Source organism: Trichococcus shcherbakoviae (assembly GCF_963666195.1).
Classification (GTDB): domain Bacteria; phylum Bacillota; class Bacilli; order Lactobacillales; family Aerococcaceae; genus Trichococcus; species Trichococcus shcherbakoviae.
Genome location: NZ_OY762653.1, coordinates 2,748,770 through 2,764,320, shown reverse-complemented (window position 1 = coordinate 2,764,320; position 15,551 = coordinate 2,748,770). Strand labels below are relative to the sequence as shown.

At 46.3% G+C, this 15,551-nt stretch carries 15 protein-coding genes; 1 reads left to right on the top strand and 14 read right to left on the bottom strand.

Going from position 1 to position 15,551, the window contains the following annotated elements; genetic code table 11:
• Positions 1-283: 283 nt before the first annotated feature.
• The 3 genes from pnp to uvrB form a co-directional block, all read right to left on the bottom strand.
• On the bottom strand, positions 284-2,392 hold the full coding sequence (gene pnp / locus ACKPBX_RS13080) for a polyribonucleotide nucleotidyltransferase (protein ID WP_086628175.1): 2,109 nt from the start codon (positions 2,390-2,392) through the stop codon (positions 284-286).
• 223 nt (positions 2,393-2,615) lie between these two features.
• Positions 2,616-2,885, bottom strand: a complete 270-nt coding sequence (gene rpsO / locus ACKPBX_RS13075) for a 30S ribosomal protein S15 (protein ID WP_086628176.1) — start codon at positions 2,883-2,885, stop codon at positions 2,616-2,618.
• A 138-nt stretch (positions 2,886-3,023) separates the two neighbouring features.
• The gene (uvrB, locus tag ACKPBX_RS13070; RefSeq protein ID WP_119093095.1) at positions 3,024-5,015 is read right to left on the bottom strand and encodes an excinuclease ABC subunit UvrB; all 1,992 of its coding nucleotides are present in this window, start codon (positions 5,013-5,015) and stop codon (positions 3,024-3,026) included.
• A 262-nt stretch (positions 5,016-5,277) separates the two neighbouring features.
• Here uvrB and rpsT point away from each other — a divergent pair, with 262 nt between their 5' ends.
• The gene (gene rpsT / locus ACKPBX_RS13065) at positions 5,278-5,532 is read left to right on the top strand and encodes a 30S ribosomal protein S20 (protein WP_068562182.1); all 255 of its coding nucleotides are present in this window, start codon (positions 5,278-5,280) and stop codon (positions 5,530-5,532) included.
• 366 nt (positions 5,533-5,898) lie between these two features.
• Here the strand turns inward: rpsT and holA are convergent, their stop codons facing one another.
• The 11 genes from holA to ACKPBX_RS13010 form a co-directional block, all read right to left on the bottom strand.
• A complete protein-coding gene (gene holA, locus ACKPBX_RS13060; RefSeq protein WP_319995597.1) occupies positions 5,899-6,933 on the bottom strand; it encodes a DNA polymerase III subunit delta in 1,035 nt (344 codons plus the stop codon).
• A gap of 23 nt (positions 6,934-6,956) precedes the next feature.
• Entirely contained in the window at positions 6,957-9,272 is a 2,316-nt protein-coding gene (locus tag ACKPBX_RS13055; RefSeq protein WP_140185976.1) for a DNA internalization-related competence protein ComEC/Rec2, read from the bottom strand.
• Between the two features lie 20 nt (positions 9,273-9,292).
• Positions 9,293-9,802: a ComE operon protein 2 gene (locus tag ACKPBX_RS13050; RefSeq protein ID WP_086628212.1), complete on the bottom strand. Its 510-nt coding sequence runs from the start codon at positions 9,800-9,802 to the stop codon at positions 9,293-9,295.
• Between the two features lie 60 nt (positions 9,803-9,862).
• On the bottom strand, positions 9,863-10,555 hold the full coding sequence (locus ACKPBX_RS13045; RefSeq protein WP_200831739.1) for a helix-hairpin-helix domain-containing protein: 693 nt from the start codon (positions 10,553-10,555) through the stop codon (positions 9,863-9,865).
• 150 nt (positions 10,556-10,705) lie between these two features.
• The gene (gene coaD / locus ACKPBX_RS13040) at positions 10,706-11,221 is read right to left on the bottom strand and encodes a pantetheine-phosphate adenylyltransferase (RefSeq protein WP_086628213.1); all 516 of its coding nucleotides are present in this window, start codon (positions 11,219-11,221) and stop codon (positions 10,706-10,708) included.
• 4 nt (positions 11,222-11,225) lie between these two features.
• A complete protein-coding gene (rsmD, locus tag ACKPBX_RS13035) occupies positions 11,226-11,792 on the bottom strand; it encodes a 16S rRNA (guanine(966)-N(2))-methyltransferase RsmD (protein WP_319995596.1) in 567 nt (188 codons plus the stop codon).
• Between the two features lie 44 nt (positions 11,793-11,836).
• A complete protein-coding gene (locus ACKPBX_RS13030) occupies positions 11,837-12,157 on the bottom strand; it encodes a YlbG family protein (protein WP_106448741.1) in 321 nt (106 codons plus the stop codon).
• Positions 12,158-12,161: 4 nt separating this feature from the next.
• The gene (locus tag ACKPBX_RS13025; RefSeq protein ID WP_319995595.1) at positions 12,162-12,605 is read right to left on the bottom strand and encodes a YlbF/YmcA family competence regulator; all 444 of its coding nucleotides are present in this window, start codon (positions 12,603-12,605) and stop codon (positions 12,162-12,164) included.
• Positions 12,606-12,683: 78 nt separating this feature from the next.
• On the bottom strand, positions 12,684-13,727 hold the full coding sequence (locus tag ACKPBX_RS13020; RefSeq protein ID WP_160117020.1) for a CAP-associated domain-containing protein: 1,044 nt from the start codon (positions 13,725-13,727) through the stop codon (positions 12,684-12,686).
• Positions 13,728-13,911: 184 nt separating this feature from the next.
• Complete coding sequence (gene ftsW / locus ACKPBX_RS13015; RefSeq protein ID WP_319995594.1) at positions 13,912-15,081, bottom strand: putative lipid II flippase FtsW; 1,170 nt, start codon at positions 15,079-15,081, stop codon at positions 13,912-13,914.
• An 8-nt stretch (positions 15,082-15,089) separates the two neighbouring features.
• Positions 15,090-15,389 carry an Fpa/YlaN family protein gene (locus tag ACKPBX_RS13010; protein WP_086628219.1) on the bottom strand — a complete coding sequence of 100 codons (300 nt, stop codon included), beginning with the start codon at positions 15,387-15,389 and terminating at the stop codon, positions 15,090-15,092.
• Positions 15,390-15,551: the final 162 nt, after the last annotated feature.

Sequence of the window (15,551 nt, the reverse complement as noted above, 5' to 3'; positions counted from 1 at the left end):
TTAACACGGACGATATAATCAGAGAATATATCCAGAAAATGTAGCCGTAAAAATTTGTTTCTCTTTACACTATAATAACGCTTTTATGGAAAAAATTCATTGATTTAATATTAAAATCTATTATTAATCAATATTACTCTATTTGTCAGGATTCTTAGAATAATTTTGACAAGCTTTCTTACGGGCACTGACCTTAAATACTGTCAGCAAAAAGAACAGGCATCGCCTTTTTGTGAAGGTTATGCCTGTTCTTTGCGGAAAGTATTATTCTGTTATAAGCAGATTATTTTTCTTCCTTAGTCAATAGTGCTTTACGGGAAAGATTGATTCTGCCTTGTCTATCGACTTCGATGACCTTGACTTTGACTTTGTCGCCGATGGCTAGGACGTCTTCGACTTCTTTGACACGTTCGTTGGCCAATTCGGAAATATGGACCATGCCGTCTTTGCCTTTTGTGATTCCGACGAATGCGCCGAATTTTTCGATGCGTTTTACAGTGCCCTCGTAGATTTCGCCGACCTTCACTTCATGCGTCAACTCTTCGATGATTTGTTTAGCGCGGGCAATCATCGCAGTATCAGCTGAAGCGATGCTCACGTTACCGTCTTGGTCGATGTCGATCTTCACGCCGGTTTCTTCGATGATGCTGTTGATCGTATCTCCGCCCTTACCGATGACGACTTTGATCTTATCAGGTTTGATTTGCATCATTTCGATCTTCGGAGCATATTGAGACAACTCTTCGCGAGGCGCTGCAATTGTGCTTGTCAGCTCAGCAAGGATTTCCATCCGCGCTTTTTTCGCTTGCATCAAGGCTTCAGTCAGGATTTGTTCTGTGATTCCTTGGATTTTGATGTCCATCTGCAAGGCAGTGATGCCTTCGCTTGTTCCGGCAACTTTGAAGTCCATGTCGCCCAGGTGGTCTTCAAGTCCTTGGATGTCAGTCAAGACTGTGTAGTTTTCGCCTTCCATCACTAAGCCCATCGCGATACCCGCTACTGGCGCTTTGATCGGTACACCGGCATCCATCATTGCCAACGTGCTGGCGCAGATGCTTGCTTGTGAAGAGGACCCATTGGATTCCAATACTTCCGAAACCAAACGGATTGTGTATGGGAACTCGGCTTCAGTCGGGATGACTTGTTTCAATGCGCGTTCACCCAAAGCACCATGGCCGATTTCGCGGCGTCCAGGGCTTCCTGCTCTTCCGGTGCTGCCGACCGAGAATTGCGGGAAATTGTAATGGTGGATGAATCGTTTGCTGTCTACCAGACCCAGGCCATCGATGATCTGATGTTCGCCCAGCGGAGCCAATGTACAAGTGGACAACGCTTGCGTCTGTCCACGCGTGAACAAGCCGGAACCGTGCACGCGCGGCAATAAACCGACTTCTGAAGCCAACGAACGAATCTCGTCGATTTTACGGCCATCAGGACGGATTTTATCGACTGTGATCAAACGGCGCACTTCGTCTTTTTCCATGTCTTCCACGATTTGGCGGACTTCTTTGGAGATTTTTGCAAAGTTGGCGTCATCCAGATACTTTTCGTTGAAGAACACGATTGCTTCAGCTTTCACATCTTCAATAGCGGCTTCACGAGCCAATTTCTCTTCTGTCATGATCGCTGCCGTCATTTTTTCGCCATAAGCAGCGGTAACTTCGGCTACAAGTTCAGGATTCAAAGATAAAAGTTTGACTGTCATTTTTTCCTTGCCGACTTCAGCTACAATTTTATCTTGGAAATCGCATAATTCTTGGATCGCTTTGTGGCCGAACATCAATGCTCCAAGCATATCTTCTTCATTAACCATTGCAGCACTGCTCTCAACCATGTTGATGGCAATTCTTGAACCAGCAACGGTCAATTCGATATCGGATGCTTCATTCTGTGGAGCGGTAGGATTCAATACATATTCGCCATCCACGCGGCCTACATTGACTCCAGCGATCGGTCCGTAGAACGGAATGTCGGAAATCGCCAATGCCAACGAGGAACCGAACATAGCAGCCATTTCAGGCGCGCAATCCTGTTCAACTGACATGACAACGTTTGTGATCTGTACTTCGTTACGGAATCCTTCAGGGAACATCGGGCGGATCGGACGGTCGATCAAACGCGCCGTCAACGTTGCATTTTCACTTGGGCGGCCTTCACGCTTGATGAATCCTCCAGGTATTTTACCGACTGAATACATTTTTTCTTCATAGTTCACAGTCAATGGGAAGAAATCGGTATCTTTTGGTTCTCTTGAACCTACAGCAGCCGTCAGCACAACGGTATCTCCGTATCTCACCAATACCGCACCATTGGCTTGCTTAGCCAATTGGCCGATTTCGACTTGCAGCAAACGACCTGCCCAGTCCATTTGGAACACTTTTTTTTCTGACATGTTATCATTCTCCTTTTGCGATGCTTCCCATCTACCAACTACTAAACAAATGTCAACCTACTGATGACTATAAGCTCACATTTGTATAGTAGCGGTCTGTAGAGCGGGAGCCTCATTCCATTATAGCTGATTGCTCAGCATTTTTGCACTCATTGTCCGAAAAATCCCAAAAAATAAGCGAGATTCACAGTGGAATCTCGCTTCATATATCTTAGCCACGAAATTAACGACGTAAGCCTAATTTTTGGATTAGTTCACGGTAGCGGGGAACGTCTTTGTTACGCAAGTAAGCCAACAAATTACGACGGTGTCCAACTTTTTTCATTAAGCCACGGTAAGAATGGTGGTCTTTTTTATGAACGCGTGCGTGCTCGTTCAAGTGGTTGATTTCATATGTAAGAACTGCGATTTGCACTTCAGGGGATCCAGTATCTCCTTCGTGAATAGCGTATTCTTTGATGATTTCATTTTTAAGTTCTTTTGAAATTGCCATTTTTTTCACCTCTTTCATAAAGTTACCTTTAACTGAGTAAAACGTTGGTGATTCGTTTAACCAAGTTGAAGGTCGTATATATAATACATGGAACAGTTTAACGTAATTCCTTACCGATTGCAAGTGAAAATCACTTTTTTATAAACCTTTGTATTCGGCTTTCAGCTCCAATACCATGTCACGGATTTCTGCCGCTTTTTCAAAATTGAGGGCTTTGGCGGCTTCCCTCATTTCCCTATCCAGTTGATCGAGCGCTTCGCGGCGTTGTTCCATCGTCATCGCCTTATAGACGCTCAAAATGCTGACATCCCCTTCTGCATCTTCTGGCGTGTGCGAGATGCTGATGCGGTCACGGACTTCTTTGATGATCGTTTTCGGCGTGATGCCATGCTTAATGTTGTAGGCTTCCTGCGTCGCACGTCGCCTGTTCGTTTCATTTATGGCCCGCTCCATGGAATCTGTTATGCGGTCTGCATACATGATGACTTTCCCGTTCTCATTGCGGGCAGCCCGGCCGATCGTCTGGACAAGCGAGCGTTCGCTCCTCAGGAAGCCTTCTTTGTCGGCATCCAAGATGGCAACAAGGGAAACCTCGGGAACATCCAACCCCTCCCGCAAAAGATTGATGCCGATCAATACATCAAATTCTCCCAATCTGAGCTTGCGGATGATTTCCGCGCGCTCCATCGTTTTGATTTCACTGTGCAGATAATTGACTTTGATGCCAACTTCCTTCAGATAATCGGTCAAATCTTCCGACATCTTCTTCGTCAGCGTAGTGATGAATACCCGTTCATTGCGTTCGACGCGCAAATTGATTTCACTGATCAGATCATCGATCTGGCCTTTGATCGGACGCACTTCCACAATCGGATCCAACAAGCCGGTCGGACGGATGATCTGTTGGGAAACATAAGGGCTTTGTTCATATTCGTATGGTCCCGGTGTCGCTGAAATATAAAGGATCTGGTTGACCCGTTCCTCGAATTCCTTCAACATCAACGGGCGATTATCCAAGGTGCTCGGCAGACGGAAGCCGTATGCCACCAGCTGTTCTTTCCGTGAACGGTCTCCGTTGTACATGCCGCGTATTTGCGACATCGTGATGTGCGACTCGTCGATGACTGTCAAATAATCATCCGGGAAAAAATCAAGCAGCGTGTATGGTGGCTCTCCAGGAGCGCGTCCATCCATGTGCCTGGAATAGTTTTCGATTCCGTTGCAGTATCCCATTTCCATCAACATTTCCATGTCGTAGTTGGTGCGCTGTTCCAAGCGTTGGGCTTCCAGCAGTTTGTTTTCTTCACGCAGCACTTTGAGGCGATCCTTCAATTCTGCCCGGATCATATCGACTGCATGCAAAGTCTTTTCTTCATTAGCCACGAAGTGAGTGGCCGGAAAAATGGGGAAATGTTCGACGTCGTTCTTGATTTCTCCGGTCAACACATCGACTTCCCTGATCCGATCGATTTCATCCCCAAAAAATTCGACACGGATCGCCTCGTTGTCGCGGGATGCCAGAAAAATTTCGACCACATCCCCGCGCACACGGAAAGAACCGCGCCTAAAATCGATATCATTGCGTTCAAACTGCATTTCCACCAACCTGCGCAGCAGTTCATTCCGCTCCATCTCCATCCCTTGCCGCAAAGATAAGGTATGCTCTTTATAGTCCAAGGGATTCACCAGACCATAGATGCAGGATACGGAAGCCACAACAATAACGTCACGCCTTTCCAGCAAGGAACTGGTTGCGGAATGACGCAGTTTGTCGATTTCATCATTTACGCTGGATTCTTTCTCTATATAAGTGTCACTGGAGGGAACATACGCTTCGGGTTGATAATAGTCATAGTAACTCACAAAATATTCGACGGCATTGTTCGGGAAAAATTCCTTCAATTCGCCATACAATTGCCCAGCCAACGTTTTGTTGTGTGCAATGACAAGCGTCGGCTTGTTTACTTGCTGGATGACGTTTGCTACCGTGAAAGTCTTGCCGGTCCCGGTCGCGCCCAACAAGGTCTGCGCCCGTCTTCCCAGATTCAAGCCGTCGACGAGCTCTTTGATGGCTTCCGGCTGATCACCACTTGGCTGGTATGGAGAAACTAATTCAAATTGATCTTTCATCTGGATGATTCACCTCTTCACTTACTTTTAAAACTATTTTACCACCCAAACATACTTTCGTACACTTTGGAGCTTTTGGCATGGCCTTACACGATTTTGACCCAACAATTTCAAATAAAGCATCCCGGAATTCCGGGCAGCAGTGATTAAAAAGGGAATCTCTTTCATTTTTTATTGCACAACCCTCGAAAATTATGTATAATATGGCATGTTGGCAAAACAGCCTAATAGTTATAGAAATAAGGAAAGAGGGGTGAACCCAATGCCAAATATCGATTCAGCAATCAAACGTGTTCGCACTAGCGAAAAAGCTAACCTAAAAAACAACGCTCAAAAGAGTGCTATGCGTTCAGCTATCAAGAAATTTGAAGCTGCAGTAGCAGAAGGCGCTGAAAATAGCGAAGAATTATTAAAGGCAGCAGTTAAATCTATCGATTCAGCAGCTTCTAAAAACTTAATTCATCAAAACAAAGCGTCTCGCGACATTTCTCGTTTAACTAAAAAATTAGCAAAATAATTTTTTGATTTAAGAGACTTCAAAACGTAAGGCCGAAGACAGACCAGTTCAACTGGTCTGTCTTCGGCCTTTTTCGTATGTAAAGTAATTTGTATAACTTATCAAACTAAGAAGCGTATCACCGCAGGTGTTAAACTGATTTGCAACTTATTTCACGCATCCAAAATGATGTCCAGCTTCACGGGTAAGCCCTTCGGAAATTAGATAAATCGTACCTATTGCGCTCTACGATGCTCAGTTGCATGGGAGTCTTAGGGATTCATCCCTTAGAGTCCCAGTACAAGGTGACCGTAGGGAACGTTGCATGGCACGATTTCCTAAATTTCTTTCAGGCCTGAGCGAACCCGTTCCGCTTTTCTGATCGTTTCACTGTTTGGGCATTGCGTTTGCGTAGCGGATCAGAAACAGCTCAAATTGTATGTCCTTCAGCCCCTGCCCTGTCTTCATGTTGTATTCCGTCTCGACCAATCCCTGAAAAGCATCCGCCAAGACCTTTTCGGAAAGGTTCCTCACTTGTTGGAAAGCAAGTTTGACACGATAAGGATGGATCTTCAATACTTTGGTGATGTCGGTTTGTTGATACCCATTTTTTGAGAGTAGCTTCACTTGCAGCAAGAGCCGGAATTGCCCTAAAAGGATGGCGTTGATTTTGATCGGTTCCTCTTTTTGGAGCAACAGATCCCGGTAAATCTGGATGGCCAGATACGTGTTCTTGTTCAGAACCTGCGTCACCAATTCAAAAATATTTTGTTCCAGATTTCGCGGGATCAAGTCGATCACCATCTGTTTTGTGAGTTTCTTGTCTTCAGATCCGGCGAGAAACAGCTTAGGCAACTCTCTCATTCCCCGGGACAGCTGATTTTCGATCCGCTCGTAAAATAACTCGAGTACGTCGCGGTCCATCTGATAGCCTTCATTTTTTATCATATCCCCCAAAAATTTGCGGGCTTCTTTTTCCGCTAAAGGAGAAACATCCACAGTGACGGCCTTCTTAGCCAAGAGTTTCGATATTTTTTTTCTGCTGTCCAATTTTTCGTAAGGCGCAAAAATAGCCAGAATTGTTGAGGGCGAAGGGTTCTCGAGATAACTCTCCAGCCAACCAAGATCATGCTCCAGCCCATTTTTGGGTTTTTCGGCCGTCAAAAACAGCGGGTTTTCGATGATGACCAAACGTCTTTCCCCAAAAAAAGGCAGCGACTCCGCATCTTCAAGAGCCCGATCCACCAACGTCCCATCCATATTGAATATGCCGACATTCAAATCCTTGTCGGCTTCGTCAACCACCGTACGCAGCAACAGCTGCTTCGCTTCTTCTATAAAAAAATCTTCTTTGCCCAAAAATAAATAGACCGCCTGAAGCTGACCTTTTTTTATTTTGGACATCTCCGTTGTATAATTCACGTTTGGACCACCATTCATCATTTTTATTTTTTGTTCTCCAAAATGGTTCGCCATTCTGTTTCTTCTGACCCATACAAAAAGTGGATAGCGCCCTGTCGATCCGTACGAAATATAGGGATATTCCGCAATTCCAGACGTTCCAGTATTTGCGCATCCGGATGTCCATACCGGTTCTGTTTTCCAGCCGATATCAAGGCCAATTCAGGTTGGACATGATCCAAGAAACCTTCCGAACTGGATGTTGCGCTGCCGTGATGACCTATTTTCAGGACATCGGTCTTCAGATCAGGATAAGTCCGCATCAGCACCTCTTCACCTTCTTCTCCGAGATCGCCTGTGAACAACCAATCCAAACCGCCTATGCTGGTTTGGATGACCAATGAATCCTCATTTCCGCCTTCACCCGGCGCTAAAGGTGCCAGGATGTGAAAAACAAAATCGGCATCAATCTCTAGATCGACCTTGCCCAATAAAGGGAAGAGACCCACTTGATGCTGGCTTTGCAGTTCAAGGAGCACTGCGGCGAAAGCCGCATTCCCCTCCGCTCCTTTAGGGAAATAAACCGCATCGATCGGCAACCCTTCGGCTAGTTCCCGCAACGAACCGACATGATCCTGATCGGCATGTGTCAGAAAGACCCTGTCCAATTTTTTCACGCCTTCCGCTTTTATTATCGACACAAGCTTTTCGCCGGCGGTGGTCGCTGTTTCCCGGACTTGCCAAGCTTCCCTTTCAAAAGTGATCACGCCTCCCGTGTCAATCAGCACGGCACTACGATGAAAGGGCGTTATGATCAGAATGGCATCCCCCTGCCCCACATCAAGCATGACGACTTTTCCGGAAGCCGTCAGCTGGTGGGCGAAGGAAAACAGTCCGACAGCAGCCATCAGGAAACAGAGCACACGGATATCCCTTTGTGCCTTTTCAACGCTCAGCAAGAGCAACACCAAGGCGATCCAGACCAGCGCAAAATAAAAGGCAGGCGGTCTCCCTGTGACGAGTGACGCAAAATCCAAATCCGCAGCTGCTCCAGCGAAGGTTTCCAACAGGGTGAGCAAGTTGTCGGAAACGGCGCAAAGCACCCCCAGAAACGGGGCTTCCGGAAAAAAAAGCACCGCGAAGAACAACAACCAAAACAGCGGAAAAAGCAGCCAGGAAAAGAAGAAGGAAAAGATCACATTCACAAAGATTCCAAGCCAGGAAACCTCAAAAAAATGATAGGCGACAACAGGAAAAGAAACCATCGTCATCAGCGCCGTCAAACAGATATCCTTCAACAGCCCATTCAGTTTCCATTCCGCACTCACCGGAGCAACGAAATACAATACTCCCGCCAAAAGATAGCTCAATTGAAAACTTGCCGAATAAATCAGCAGCGGATTATAAAAAACAGCAACCATCACCGTAAGCGCGAAGGCATCTTTCGCTTCAATCCGATGGCCGGTGATTTTTCCCATCAAAAGGATAAAATGCGTGCAGATAGCTCGGAAGACACCGATTCCCCACCCGGTCAACACACCATAAGCGATCAAAAAAACGACCAGCAGCTTATTTGTAGTCTCATGGCTGACTTTCATCCGCAAAAGGATATAGCGCATCTGAGACAGCAGCAACTGGATATGCATGCCGGAAATCGAAAAAAGATGCAATAAACCGATCCCGCGATAGGCATCCAAGGTATCACCCGCAATAGTATGCGACTGATTGAATAACATGGTTTGAATATAGTCGGTCGTCTGGACAGCAGGCAATTTTTCCAGCATCAAAATGATGGATCTCCTGATGCTGCTTGGCCAGGACCAGAAAGAACGATCCTCACTTAGGGACTGTATCGCTTCGACAGTAACGACCCAATGGACGCTTTTCGCATTCAGATAATCTTCAAAATCAAATTGATGCAGATTCCTCTCAGCTTCCGGCTTCTCCAACTGGACTGTGGCCACGACCCGTTGGGGAAATCGCTGTTGTTCCCAGTTGAACTTTTCTTCTTCCGTTCCGATCGTGTAGTAGAAATAAACGGTTTCTTCCTTGCCTTCCGATTGCAGCAGGGCTTCCCCTGTCAACAGATTGCCGTTGATCCGCATGTCGTTCGGATCCAACTGCAGCGCAGCTGTTCTGATTCCTTCCGCTTCCTGAGCAGAGAACGCAGATGCACTTGACCACTGGTGGACCAGCAAGCTCAAAAGGCTTGCGGTCACTACCGCAGCAGCAATGAAGTTCAGAAGCTTAGATTGCATAAAGAAAAGGCGCGCAAAAATGGCAAACAGCAGTACCCATGCGAAAACGTTGGTTCCGTCAAAACCAAGAATGGTCAACGGGAAGACGAGCAAGGCAGGCAAAAGCAGATAACCTTTAATGGTCAGTCGTCATGATGACCGCAACAAGCAGCAGAGTCATCATCTGGTTGTTCTTTTCGTTTCAGTAATTGAGAAAAATAATCCGGATCGAGGGGAACTTGTTCATACGGAATGTCCATTGTATCCAAAAGATGGACGGCGTAGGAGTCATTATGGTAGTCTTCCAAATAGTAGATTTTCTTGATGCCGGCCTGCAGAATCATTTTTGTGCATTGCAGGCAAGGGAAATGTGTCACATATATTTCCGCATCCTGTGTCTGAGCGCCGAATTTGGCGCACTGCAGGATCGCATTCATTTCCGCGTGGATAGTGCGGACACAGTGCCCGTTCACGACATAGCAGCCCTCATCGATGCAGTGGACATCGCCGGAAACACTTCCGTTGTATCCTCCGGCTATGATGCGTTTGTCTCTGACGATTGTTGCCCCTACCTCCAAGCGTTTACAAGTGCTCCTCAGCGAGAGCAGCACGCTTTGTGCCATAAAATATTGATTCCAAGGAATTCTTTCCATGCAGTAACCTCCATCCATATATAAAATTAAGTATACAAGAGCCGCTCCCTTGATTCAATTTTATTTTGCTCCGACCGTGATTAGATTTTTAAACCCCTCGAAGGTTTTTTCACCGATTCCTGAAACTTCCATTATTTCCTCGATCGTCTGGAAAGAGCCGTTCTCCTCACGGTACGCGATGATGAGCGCAGCTTTTTTTCCACCTATCCCATTCAATGTCTGCAGCAATACCGCGTCTGCCGTATTGATGTCCACTTTCTCGGTTCCGGCCTCCTCGTTTCCGATTTCTTGTTCGGTCAGGTTGTTTTCCGGCACCGCAATCGGCCGCTCGGCTGCTTCCCCGACTGCAGGAATATAGATCACCATCTGATCCGTCACGCGCTGGGACAGATTCACTGTGTCGGCATCAGCCGTTTCACTCAAGCCACCCGCCAAATCAATTATGTCAATGACGCGCATATCAGCCTCAGCTTGGTATACACCCGGATTTTTTACGGCCCCCTTGATGTCGACAATGATGATTTCCTGGGCCGGCCCCGACTCTTGCGGCTGCACTGGCGTCTGATCAGACTCAACAGAGCTTGCCGCCAGATAAGTTTCATCCAACTGCAGTGACTCGGTGTCGGTTTCTGCCGTATTGCCGGATATCAATCTGCCCAAGCCAAAGAGACATACCGCGAGAAACATAAACAAAACAGCAAATCTGATCACTTCCCGTTTATGCCCAGCAAGCCATTCCCGAATAGCATCCAAACTATCCCTCCTTTCGCATCCACTGAAAACATACGCAAAAAGGCACAGAAACATTCAGCCATTCGAAAAAATTATCCACCTGGTCATCAAAATAAAAAGGTCGGGACAAGAACCAGCGGCTCCTCTCCCAACCTTATGCACATGCTCGATTCATTCCGATATTTTTTTCCCCTTGAACGCGCTATCCTTGAATTTCTGAAGGATAGCGGCGTTGATGTTGGCCGGCACCAAGGTGGATACATCCCCGCCGAACATCGCGACTTCCTTGATTAGGCTGGAACTGAGGTAACGATAGTTTTCCGAAGACAAGAGAATCACCGTCTCAAGATCGGGAGCCTGCAGCTTATTCATCGAGGCAATGCTGTGTTCATACTCGAAGTCCTTTACGTTTCGCACCCCGCGCAAAAGCGCACAGGCACCGACATCCCTTGCCATTTCGATTGTAAGCCCACCGGTATGGCGGATGACCCGGACCTTCGGAAAGTCACGCAAAGCTTCGGCAACCAACTGAATCCGTTGCTCACCGTCAAATAATGATTGCTTGGATGTATTGGTCGACACCGCAACGACGATTTCGTCGAAAACAATGGCTGCACGGGAGATCGTATCGATGTGCCCGTTTGTCAAAGGGTCAAAACTCCCTGCAAATAGTGCTGTTTTCCCCATGGAATCACCCTTCCTGATAGTAGTCGAACATTTCGATAGCGATGGTCCCATAAACGGCACGCTTCCATTTTCCGTAAGGGCCGATCTGTTCAGGCAACGTGTTCTCCTTTGCCATTTCACAAACAAATACGGTTTCTTCGTTGACTAACTGCAAAGCGATCATTTCAGTGATGTCAGCCACTGTCTTTTCTTCAGCATACGGCGGATCAAGGAAGACCAAAGAAAATTGCGTATTCGGATTTTCCGAGGCAAAGACACGCAGATTTTTTCGCGCATCCCCTGCATAAATAGTGAATTTCTCCGCTTCCTTTGTGACCGCGATGTTTTCCTTGATCGTATCAAGCGCTTTTCGGTTCTTTTCGAACAACACCGCTCTGTCTATCCCGCGGGAAACCGCTTCGATTGATAAGCCACCGCTGCCTGCAAACATATCCAAGCTGATTCCGCCATCAAAGAACGGACCGATGATATTGAACAAGGACTCTTTGACCTTGTCCGTCGTTGGGCGTGTATTGCTGCCAGGAACGCTTTTCAATCTGCGTCCTTTGTATTCTCCTGCGATAACTCGCATCTGTCCTCACCTACAAACAAATATTTTTTATTTCGATATACATTCTAAAAAGAATATGTCTTCGTTTCAAAAGCGGATACGTTGTATTCCGATTCAGGATTACTGCGATCTTTCCTGTCAGGAAGAGCATTCTTCAGGGTCATGTCGATTTCAGGACGATGCGACAATTCCACTTTCCTGACAAAATGCAGACTGTTCAATTTTTCTGCTGTAGCCTGTGCCTCTTCTTGGTCGACGTACAATAAGACATACTTCATTCTGTTGGAAACATAATGGATATAGCCGTATCTTTTCAAATTTTTGATCTGTCTCAAGGTATAGACCCAGACGACGATGCCCTGCCTTTTGGTCACTTCTAAACTCATATGTTTACCCCCTACTGGAAATATGTATCTGGCAAGCTGCAGGCATGTTTGATTCTCCTGATTGAAAAAATGGGTCCCCTGCAGAAACCAATATATTCGGTGAAATGGCATGCGCCAATCGCTCGGAAACCTTGTCCAAAAGCAGTTGCAATTCACGTTCCGCTGTCCGAAAGCGATAGACGGATTCATCCAAATCCATGATCCGCTTCGCCTGGTAAACGCGTTGTTTGATTTCCGCATAATCCGGTGCAAATTCAGGGTAGGCTTCGACCCGTTCGTATGCCTCTTTTGCTTCATTGAATGCCCTTATCTTAGCGTTGGCCTCTTCATTTTTTGCCAGAAGACGCTTTGCTTCCTTATAAGATGACATAGTTTCTCCGCTGCAGATTGCTTCCACAAGCCGGAATGTTTGGTCTTCCAACGCAAAGTACGCTTCATTGATGATCATCTTATTCCCCTGCCTCGTATGTGTTGATGATGTCTACTTTTTAGTATAGCTTGAAACGACGGGCGACTCAACCGTTTTTTATGGTTCTATCGGCTGCTCGCTCAAAAGGATCAATTGGTAATGCTCATTGCCCGCGACGGCGTAGCGCGTCAGATAGTCATCAAATATCACGTTATCCTCTTGCAGCACCTTCAGGAAGAGCGCAGGAACACTGTAGACATCGTCATCAAAAACAAAGGCCGTCCGCGTATCCGGGGCAACTTCCGCTAATTTTTTCTCGATGCGTTGATCCGATAAAGTGAAGGCCGCGGTAAAATCATTGATTCCTGCTTCACTCGGCATAAGCTCGCCTGTAGCCGTAAGCAACTCTTCGGATTCCTGGAACATAGTCAAGCCTCTGCGTTCGCGCAGTAAAGCTAAAATGCTTTTGATTTGCAGTACATTTTCTTCATCCGCAGCAACGCTTCGTTCCCAGTCATCACGTCCGACTTCATAGGATTCGTCTGAAACGATGGAATAATATTCCAAATCCAGCAGCGCCTCATTCGAAAGGAAGTACATCCCATAAACCGTTTCTGTCACGTCGTCAAACAGCAAAATCACAAAGCTGTCATTCTCGAACTGAATCAATGGCGCTAATTTTTTTTGTTTTTTGGACAATGCCAGTTCATACGGCGTATCACCGACAGTAAGTTGAAAATCCCTTGCCAGGTAACCCTCATCGAGTACATTTTCCTGCGTCATGCCGATTGTGTACATGCCCGTTTCGATTTTGTTTCCCAAAATATACAGGGAGCGGATGATATCATCCTTGACGCCTATTTGGATGTAGTCAGTTGCATTTGTTCCGAATATCCACCATTCGCTGTCTCCATAGGCTTTGCCTACGCGTATCGGATCCCCGTGTTTGGCCGTGTAGGCAGCAATGGGCTGACCGATGTAGGATTCATAACCCGTCACAGGCAAAGGATACCCTTCATTTTCATCAATGGATGCTTGCTCGTTCCTCACAACGCTTGCAGGCGGTCTTGTTTGATCCCCGTTATCCACATAGAGAGGGAGTGTATAGGCTATGAAAGTGAACAAAATGAAAAGTGATACTACTTTGATGGAAAATTTCATCCCTATCCCTCCTTGTGATTTCTGAACGTTCAAGATGGCACGATTACCACGATAAATCTTATTATACTCTATTTTTGTTCGATACGAAAAGCTTTCCGGCAACTGCTGCTCCGAGGCATCCGCTGGTTGCGGAATCGAAGCCACCATTCAAAAAAAGAGCCGGATTCCCGGCTCTTTTTCCTGTTTATTTTGGTTGTTTGGAAATCTGATCGTTGATGTACATATTGTTGACTATGCCGATCGAAACAGCGGATACCAACAGGCTCGATCCTCCGTAGCTCACGAACGGGAAAGTGACCCCGGTCAATGGCATCAGACCGGTTGCACCACCAACATTGATTACTCCCTGGACCAGGAACATAGTGCCGATTCCGATACAGACCAGTTGGGCAAACGGATCTTTGATTTTGATTGCATCCTTAAAAATACGATAGACCATATAGAAAAACAGCACCAAAACGAATGCGACACCCACTAGACCCAACTCTTCCCCGATGATGGACAAGATGAAATCGGTGTGGGGTTCCGGCAGATAGCCGGACTTTTGGATGCTTTCACCGATGCCTACACCGAAAAGGCCCCCCCTGCTTAAAGCGTAGTACGAATTCACCACTTGGTAACCGGAATCCTGTATGTCGGCGAACGGATCGATGAATGATGTGATCCGTTCCATCTGATAGGAATGGAAGAAAGGGATGCTGCGCCCGAATGTTTTCACCATGACGATAATCAGACCATAGATCACACCGATTGCCCCAAAAATCATTACTCCATACTTGACCTTGACACCACTGTGAAGGAACAGCACGAGGCAGATGAAAGCAATGATGGCAGCCCCGCCGAGATCGGGCTGCACGAATACCATCGCAACTGCTGCTGCCGTTAACAGGAGCGGTTTCTTCATCGTATCGTAAAAACCATCATTGATGTGGGACTGGTGTTTGGAAATGATCAAGGACAAGTAAAGGATCAGGTTCAATTTCATGAACTCGGCGGGTTGTAATCCGAAAGATCCGAAGTAGATCCAGCCGCGCGCCCCTTTCGTTGCCGTACCCGGCCAAAGCAAAAGATAAGCCAAGATACCGAAAAGAATATACAAAACAAACATCAGCAGCTTTTCATTTTTGAACAGACGTTTTGAGAGAAATGAAACGAACAGCGCACCGAACAGACCCAGGACAGCGAATAACATTTGCCTGTAAAAGAAGTGTTCTGAATTATTGTAATCCGTCATGGCGCGGTAACTGCTGGAACTGTAGACCATCAGTATGCCGAAACCCGACAGGATGATGTATGGAATCAGAAGACGCCAATCCATATAGGAGAATTTTTTCTTGATTGCATTTTTAATCATGTAGATAACTAAACCCCTTTGTCGGCGGAATCGTTTTTCGATTGATCAAAATAGTTCGTGTACATGGCGTTCAAGGAAGCTTCCAAATCACTCAATATTTTGTGTCCCTCTTCTTTCGAGATGATTCCCAATTTTACAGCATACTCGACTTCACGGGAGAATCCGTACATTTGCGTATCCACCACATCCTCAAAGGCTGGACAGTTCGCAAAGCAGAGGTGTTCTTTTTGGCTATTGATTAATTTGTAGATCTTTTCAGCATCCTGCATCAAGATTTCCAAGGCAGTCGTTTTGTTGATGCTATCCATATTAATTCCTCCCCTCAAAAGTTACTTCATTCTATCTTGAATTACTCCGCATTCCTTGCGGTTGATACAAAAATTGTACGATCTTTCCAGTCTATTATACCAAACAATCAGGCCGGCGCATACCGCCATTCTTCCCCAAGCGGATTCCAGCCTAATGAAGAG